This is a genomic window from Halomonas shengliensis (genome assembly GCF_900104135.1).
Taxonomy (GTDB): domain Bacteria; phylum Pseudomonadota; class Gammaproteobacteria; order Pseudomonadales; family Halomonadaceae; genus Halomonas; species Halomonas shengliensis.
On the sequence record NZ_FNIV01000001.1, the window covers coordinates 565,110 to 572,230 of the forward strand.

The window sequence follows — 7,121 nt, forward strand, 5'->3', positions numbered from 1 at the left end:
CGTCGTGCGCGAGCCGGTGCCGGCGAGAGGTGGGCCATGGCCATGCCAGCCCCTCGCCAGCGTGCCTCGCGGGGCGTATAAGGAGTCGGTAAACGAAAGCGCAAGGAGTGCCCCCATGGCCCGAGCCCCCTTCGACCTCGCCGGTGTGCGCGTCGCCGCCGGCAGCCGCACCCAGATCGAGGTGCCCGCCGCCAGGCTCTACACCCATGCGCCGCTGTCGATCCCCGTGGAGGTGGTGCATGGCCGCCAGGCCGGGCCCACGCTGCTGGTATGCGGCGGCATCCACGGCGACGAGATCAACGGCGTGGAGATCGTGCGCCGGCTGCTGCGCTCGAAGCAGCTCCAGGGGCTGCGCGGCACCCTGGTCGCCGCCCCCATCGTCAATGTCTTCGGTTTCGTGCAGCACAGCCGCTACCTGCCCGATCGCCGCGACCTCAACCGCTGCTTCCCGGGCAGCGAGACGGGCTCGCTGGGGGGGCGCATGGCGGCGCTGTTCCGCGAGGCGATCGTCGACCAGGCCACCCATATCATCGACCTGCACACCGGGGCGATCCACCGCACCAACCTGCCCCAGATCCGCGCCCAGCTGGTGGCCGGCAGCGAGACCGAGCGCATGGCCAACGCCTTCGGCGCACCGGTGATCCTCAACGCCGAGCTGCGCGAGGGGAGCCTGCGCCACTATGCCCAGAACCGTGGCATCCCGGTGCTCACCTACGAGGCCGGCGAGGCGCTGCGCTTCGACGAGTGGGCGATCACCCCCGGGGTGCGCGGGGTGCTGCGAGTGATGCGCCGGCTGGGCATGCTGACCGGCGAGCATCGGCGCCGGGCGCCGCCGGCGGCGGAGATCGCCAACGGCTCCAGCTGGGCGCGGGCGCCCATCGACGGCATCCTGCGTCCCAGGGTGCGCCTCGGGGCGCGGGTCGCCAAGGGCGACGTGCTGGGCCGGGTGGCAGACCCCTTCGGCAACGCGGAGGGAGAGGTGCGGGCCATGGCCGACGGTATCGTGATCGGCATGAGTCGGCTGCCGCTGGCCAACGAGGGGGAGGCGCTGTTCCATATCGCCCGCTTCGATGCCATCGAGGAGGCGGAGAGTGCCATCGAGGACTTCCACTCCAGCCTCGAGCCGCCCCCCGACCCGCTCTACTGAGCCAACGGGCCGGGTGTCAGGCGGCGGAGGCCGCCTCGCGCTCGGGCACCAGCCCCAGGGCGTCATCGAACACCGCCAGGCCCGCGCCGTCGCGGTGAGCGTTCTCGGAGAGGTGGCGACGGAACTTGCGGCCGCCGGGCTGGCCCTGGAAGAGGCCCAGCAGGTGGCGGGTGACATGGTTGAGCCGGGCGCCCTCCTCGAGGCGGCGGGCGATGTAGGGGCGCAGGGCACGGGCCGCGGCGTGTCGGCTCGCCGCCGGGCCGGGCGCCCCGTAGAGGGCTGCGTCGACGCCGGCCAGCAGCCAGGGGTTCTGGTAGGCCTCGCGCCCCACCATCACGCTGTCGACCCGCTCGAGTTGCTCGCGGCAGGCGTCGAGCGTCTTCAGGCCGCCGTTGATGCCGATATGCAGGTCGGGGCGGCTCGCCTTGAGGCGATGCACCCGCGGATAGTTGAGCGGCGGGATGTCGCGGTTCTCCTTGGGGGAGAGCCCCTCGAGCCACGCCTTGCGGGCGTGGACGATGAAGGTGTCGCAGCCGGCGTCGGCGACGATGTCGATGAAGCGCGACAGGTCCGCGTCCTCGTCCTGGTCGTCGATGCCGATGCGGCACTTGACGGTGACCGGGATCGACACCGCGTCGCGCATGGCACGCACCGCGTCGGCCACCTTGTGCGGGTGGCCCATCAGGCAGGCGCCGATCAAATTGTTCTGCACCCGGTCGCTGGGGCAGCCGACGTTGAGGTTGACCTCGTCATAGCCCCACGCCTCGGCGATGGCGGCGCACTCGGCGAGTTCGCCGGCGTCGCTGCCGCCGAGCTGCAGCGCCAGGGGGTGCTCGACGTCGTCATGGCCCAGGAAGCGTTCGCGGGGGCTGCCGTGGAGGATGGCGCCGGTGGTGACCATCTCGGTGTAGAGCAGGGCGCGGCGGGTCAGGGTCCGGGCGAAGACGCGATAGTCGCGGGTCGTCCAGTCCATCATGGGGGCCACGGAGAAGGTGCGGTCCAGGGGCATCGGCATCACGGTGTCGCGGAGGGCAGGGCGCTGCATTCTACCAGCACCGCGCGATGGGTGGCCAATGGGGCGAGCGCCACCCGCGCGTTGATGCCGCGTCGCCGTGGCGTGATCTCGCCCCGCTGTCCTGGCCCGCCGCGTCGTCCATACTGTCACCTCTCACCCGGCAAAGGAGCCCGCCATGAGCGACCGCAAGCAGACGCTGGAGACGCTGCGCGACGAGCTGATCGACCGGCTGGAGCGCTACCAGGCCCATCAGGAGCAGCGGGACGGCCCGCTCGACAAGGACATGGAGGATCAGTCCATCGAGGTGGAGAACGACGAGGTGGTCGAGGCCCTGCACCGGGAGGCGGAGACCGAACTGCGCCAGGTGCTGCATGCGCTGGCGCGCCTCGACGCCGGCGAGGGAGACGCCTGCGAGCGCTGCGGTGAGGCCATCGACCCGCGCCGGCTCTCGGCCCTGCCCTACACCACGCTCTGCCGCGACTGCGCCGAGGCGCACTGAGTGGCGCTCGAGGGTGATAGGCTGGCCGCCTGTCATCGATTCACCGGGAGGCGGGAATGAGAGCGTGGTACCGAGCGTGGGTGGCGGGGATGCTGCTGGCCCTGGTGGCCGGGTGTGGCGGCGAGGCGGAGGATGCCCCGCAGGATCCGCCCCAGCAGGTGGCGCTGCGCGAGCCGGAGCCGCCGTCGCCGCCGCCTCTCGAGGTCGATCCCATGGGCGAGGCGGCGGCCATCGACCTGGTCGCCAGCCTGGGCGGGGATCGCCGCCTGCGGGTGAGCGGCAACAGCAACCTGCCCGAGGGGGCGCGACTGCAGGTGATCGTGGAGCGCGAACTGAGCGGTGTGCGCTGGCGCGAGCGGGTCAGCCTCGCGGCCGGGCGCTTCGAGGCGGGTCCCTTCGGCCCCGGCAGCGGCCTGCCGGATGGCGGCTACCGGGTCACCGCGGAGCTGCAGGCGGCCAGCGTCCAGCCCCGCGAGGTGCAGGCGCGCATCGGTGCCGAGGGCGAGCACCTGAGCGGGCCCCTGGTCGCGGCCTCGCCCCATGGGCTGGGGCAGGTGGTGCGTGCCTCGCGACGCTTCCTGGTGGGCAGCGAGCCGCGCCGCGCCAGCGAGCAGGTCGAGGTGCTGCGGGTCGAGTGAGGCGTCTCGGTGGTGCCGCTCAGAGGGTGCCCGGCTGCCAGCGCGCCAGCAGCTTGCCCAGCAGCAGGGTATCCGGCGTATAGCCGGTCGGGGCGTCGGCCCCGGAGGCGACGAAGCGCAGGGCGCCATCCTCGGCCTGGGAGACGTGGCGCACGCGGTGTTCGCCCTCCTGCTGGATCAGGTAGAGCCCGGGGCGGCGGAAGATCTCGGTGGGTGCCATGGCGACCAGGTCCCCGGGGGCGAGGTAGTCGAAGGGCTCGTCCGGGGCCGGGGTCACCAGGAAGCAGTCGCCGTCCCACTCCAGGTCTGGCACCAGCTCGAAGGGCAGGTCGATGCGCCCGGCGTGGCGATCGTGCCAGGGGGCCGGCGGGTGGCGGCGCAGGTAGAGGGGGGCGGCCCGGCCGCTGCCGTCGCCCTCGAGCAGGCGGGAGAGGGGGCACTCCAGAGCCCGGGCCAGGGCGACCAGGCGCTCATGGCCGATCTGCTTGATGGCACCGGACTCCCAGTAGGAGATGGTGACGTCCGAGACGCCGACCCGGCGCGCCAGCGCGGCCTTGTTGAGCTGTGCCTCGAGGCGCAACGCCTTGATCCGCGGGCCTAGTGAATGCATGTCTTCGTCCTGTCGACTTCTTGGGCTTGTCTGGGCGTATCAGGGGATCGGCAATCTTCGGCGATCGCCCCGTGCTGTGCAACAGCGCGCAGCCAACGCTGCTTCATGGGTCGCCTACCAGGCGACGGGCTCGCCGGCCCAGTCGTAGAAGCTGCCGCTCTCCTCCGGGGTGCGCTCGCCCAGCACGGCGAGCAGCCGCTCGGCGACGAAGGCCGGGGTAAATAGCTTGCCCTCGGGCACCCGGGCCTGGAAGGGCGCCGACAGCCGGGAGTCGGTGGTGCCGGGGTGCAGGCAGACCACGGTGCTGGCGCGGTTGAGGCGGCGCAGCTCCACCGCCGCGGTCTTCATCAGCATGTTGTGGGCCGCCTTGCTGGCGCGATAGGCGTACCAGCCCCCCAGGCGGTTGTCGCCGATGGAGCCCACCCGCGCCGAGAGGCTGGCCACCAGGGCGGGGTGGCGGCCCTTGAGGACGGGCTGCAGCGCCTGGAGCAACATCGCCGGCAGGATGGCGTTGACCTCGAACAGGCGCGAGAGCGCCGCGGGGTCGAGGTCGTCGAGACGCTTCTCCGGGTGGATCCCGCCCTCCGCGTGGTGCAGCAGGCCGATGGCGTTGAACAGCAGGTGCAGCGGTGCCCCATCGAGGTGGGCGACCAGCGCCCGGCGCTCGTCCTTATGCTCCAGGGCGAGGGCGAGGCCCTCGAAGCGAGGGTCGTCGCGGCTCGGTGCCCGGCGGCCGACCCCGACCACTCTTCCGGGACGGGGGCTGGCCAGCAGGGCATCGATCACCGCGCTGCCGATCCCCCCGCCGGCGCCGGTGACCACGGCGGTGAAACCGTCGGGCAGTTGCGTCAGCATCGCGCTCTCCTTGGCAGGTGACCAGACATTGACCCCGGTCAGGCCGGATGATTCCCTGCCACGGCTGCCCCGCGACCGGCGGGTGCGTATAATGCCGCCATCCATCCACCCTCGGATCCGGGACACCGCAACGACATGACCGTACGCACGCGTATTGCACCGTCACCCACCGGCGATCCCCACGTCGGCACGGCCTACATCGCCCTGTTCAACCTCTGCTTCGCCCGCCAGCACGGCGGCCAGTTCATCCTGCGCATCGAGGATACCGACCGCGTGCGCTCGACGCCTGAGTCGGAGCAGATGATCCTCGACTCCCTGCGCTGGCTGGGCCTCGAGTGGGACGAGGGTCCGGACGTGGGTGGGCCCCACGGCCCCTATCGCCAGAGCGAGCGGGGCGACATCTATGCCGAGTATGCCCGCCAGCTGATCGAGTCGGGGCATGCCTTCCGCTGCTACCGCACCAGCGAGGAGCTCGACGAGCTGCGCGAGGCGCGCAAGGCCGCCGGCATGCACCTGGCGCTCAAGCCCGCCGACCTGGCCCTGCCCGCGGAGGAGCAGGCCCGCCGCGAGCGCGAGGGCTGGCCCCATGTGGTGCGCATGCAGGTGCCGGCCAGCGGTACCTGCGTGGTGCAGGACATGCTGCGCGGCAGCATCGAGGTGGACTGGGCTCAGGTGGATGCCCAGATCCTGCTCAAGTCCGATGGCATGCCCACCTACCACCTGGCCAACGTGGTGGACGACCACCTGATGGGCATCACCCATGTGCTGCGTGGCGAGGAGTGGATCAACTCGGCGCCCAAGCACCAGCTGCTCTACGAGTACTTCGGCTGGCAGATGCCCGAGCTGTGCCATATGCCGCTGCTGCGTAACCCCGACAAGTCCAAGCTTTCCAAGCGCAAGAACCCGACGTCGATCAACTACTACCGGCGCATGGGCTACCTGCCCCAGGCGGTGACCAACTACCTGGGCCGCATGGGCTGGTCGATGCCCGATGAGCGCGAGAAGTTCAGCCTCGACGAGATGATGGCGCACTTCGATATCCAGCGGGTATCGCTGGGGGGCCCGGTATTCGACCTGGAGAAGCTCACCTGGCTCAATGGCCTCTATATCCGTGAGGAGCTCGACGACGAGGGCTTCCTCAGGGCGCTGATGGAGTGGGCCTTCAACGAGCGCTACGTGAAGGAGATCCTGCCCCAGGTGCGCCCGCGGGTGGAGACCCTCTCCGAGGTGGTGCCGCTGGCGGGCCACTTCTTCTCCGGCCTGCCGCGGATCAGCGAGGAGAGCTTCGATGCCGTCAAGCTCTCCCGCGAGGATCTGCTCAAGCTGCTGCAGTTCCTGGTGTGGCGCCTCGAGACGCTGCCCGCCTGGCACAAGGAGGCGCTGCTGGCCGAGGTCAAGGCGCTCGCGTCCCACTTCGGACTCAAGATGAAGGAGTTCCTGGCCCCGGTGTTCATCGCCGTGACCGGCTCCCCCTCCAGTACCTCGGTGATGGACGCCATGGCGATCCTGGGCTCCGACATGACCCGGGCGCGGCTGCGCCACGCCATCGAGGTGCTCGGCGGCGTCTCCAAGAAGCAGGCCAAGCGCCTCGAGAAGGAGTACCGGGAGCTCTGAAAAATGGTTGACGAAGGTGAGGGGGATCAGTACTATACGCCTCGTCTTCACGGCACGTGGGGCCTTAGCTCAGCTGGGAGAGCGCGACACTGGCAGTGTCGAGGTCAGCGGTTCGATCCCGCTAGGCTCCACCAATCGTGCCGCCTGTGAAGGATACGTCCCATTCGTCTAGTGGCCTAGGACACCGCCCTTTCACGGCGGGAACAGGGGTTCGAACCCCCTATGGGACGCCACCCTATTTCACGAGAAGGGCACCCTGATGGGTGCCCTTCTTGCTTGTGCGCCAGGCATGGCGCGCAGCGCCTGACGGGCGCTGTTTCCAAGGGTGGTGCCTTGGAATGACTTGGGGGTGAAAGTCCCCTGCACGCCCGGCAAGGGGAAGTGCTAGCTGACGGCAAGGGTGTCTCCCGTGAGGGGGAATCCGAAGGCAGCCCGAAGCAAAACGCTGGCCTGACGAACAGGAAGCGGATACGAGGCGGCATGGCGGGGTGAGATGGCAAGCATCACCAAAGCCCGATACTTGCACGGAACGCCATGACGTAAATCCGACAGGCATAAGCGGGAAGGTCGCGCGTCTTACCCTGGGAGGTCTGGTGGTCTGCCACGGTGCTACCGGCGTCGAGAGGCGACGGGATGGGCCACCAGACGTCAGCAGAGGCCATAGTAAGTGCCGGTTCACCGCGGCACCAAGGGCCGAACATGAAGCACCGCGAGTAGGCGATGACGTCTCGAGGATCGATCAT

Annotated in this window: 7 protein-coding genes and 2 tRNA genes; 6 read left to right on the top strand and 3 right to left on the bottom strand. The window is 70.0% G+C overall.

Annotated features, from left to right (window positions below; translation table 11 throughout):
- Window positions 1-115 precede the first annotated feature (115 nt).
- Window positions 116-1,147 (top strand): succinylglutamate desuccinylase/aspartoacylase family protein, encoded by a 1,032-nt coding sequence (locus tag BLP95_RS02595; protein ID WP_089676833.1) that lies wholly within the window; start codon window positions 116-118, stop codon window positions 1,145-1,147.
- 16 nt (window positions 1,148-1,163) lie between these two features.
- Here the strand turns inward: BLP95_RS02595 and dusA are convergent, their stop codons facing one another.
- Window positions 1,164-2,192, bottom strand: a complete 1,029-nt coding sequence (dusA, locus tag BLP95_RS02600; protein ID WP_245678660.1) for a tRNA dihydrouridine(20/20a) synthase DusA — start codon at window positions 2,190-2,192, stop codon at window positions 1,164-1,166.
- A gap of 145 nt (window positions 2,193-2,337) precedes the next feature.
- Here dusA and BLP95_RS02605 point away from each other — a divergent pair, with 145 nt between their 5' ends.
- Entirely contained in the window at window positions 2,338-2,661 is a 324-nt protein-coding gene (locus BLP95_RS02605) for a TraR/DksA family transcriptional regulator (RefSeq protein ID WP_089676835.1), read from the top strand.
- A 56-nt stretch (window positions 2,662-2,717) separates the two neighbouring features.
- Window positions 2,718-3,299 carry a hypothetical protein gene (locus tag BLP95_RS02610; protein WP_089676837.1) on the top strand — a complete coding sequence of 194 codons (582 nt, stop codon included), beginning with the start codon at window positions 2,718-2,720 and terminating at the stop codon, window positions 3,297-3,299.
- A gap of 19 nt (window positions 3,300-3,318) precedes the next feature.
- Here the strand turns inward: BLP95_RS02610 and BLP95_RS02615 are convergent, their stop codons facing one another.
- Window positions 3,319-3,909 carry a helix-turn-helix domain-containing protein gene (locus tag BLP95_RS02615; protein WP_089676838.1) on the bottom strand — a complete coding sequence of 197 codons (591 nt, stop codon included), beginning with the start codon at window positions 3,907-3,909 and terminating at the stop codon, window positions 3,319-3,321.
- 114 nt (window positions 3,910-4,023) lie between these two features.
- Complete coding sequence (locus BLP95_RS02620) at window positions 4,024-4,764, bottom strand: SDR family NAD(P)-dependent oxidoreductase (protein WP_089676840.1); 741 nt, start codon at window positions 4,762-4,764, stop codon at window positions 4,024-4,026.
- 135 nt (window positions 4,765-4,899) lie between these two features.
- On the opposite strand from BLP95_RS02620, the gene gltX reads away from it, so the two are divergent.
- The 3 genes from gltX (at window position 4,900) to BLP95_RS02635 (ending at window position 6,611) form a co-directional block, all read left to right on the top strand.
- Window positions 4,900-6,378 carry a glutamate--tRNA ligase gene (gltX, locus tag BLP95_RS02625; RefSeq protein WP_089676842.1) on the top strand — a complete coding sequence of 493 codons (1,479 nt, stop codon included), beginning with the start codon at window positions 4,900-4,902 and terminating at the stop codon, window positions 6,376-6,378.
- A gap of 58 nt (window positions 6,379-6,436) precedes the next feature.
- Window positions 6,437-6,512 (top strand) — tRNA-Ala (locus BLP95_RS02630).
- Between the two features lie 23 nt (window positions 6,513-6,535).
- Window positions 6,536-6,611, top strand: a tRNA-Glu gene (locus BLP95_RS02635).
- Window positions 6,612-7,121 lie beyond the last annotated feature (510 nt).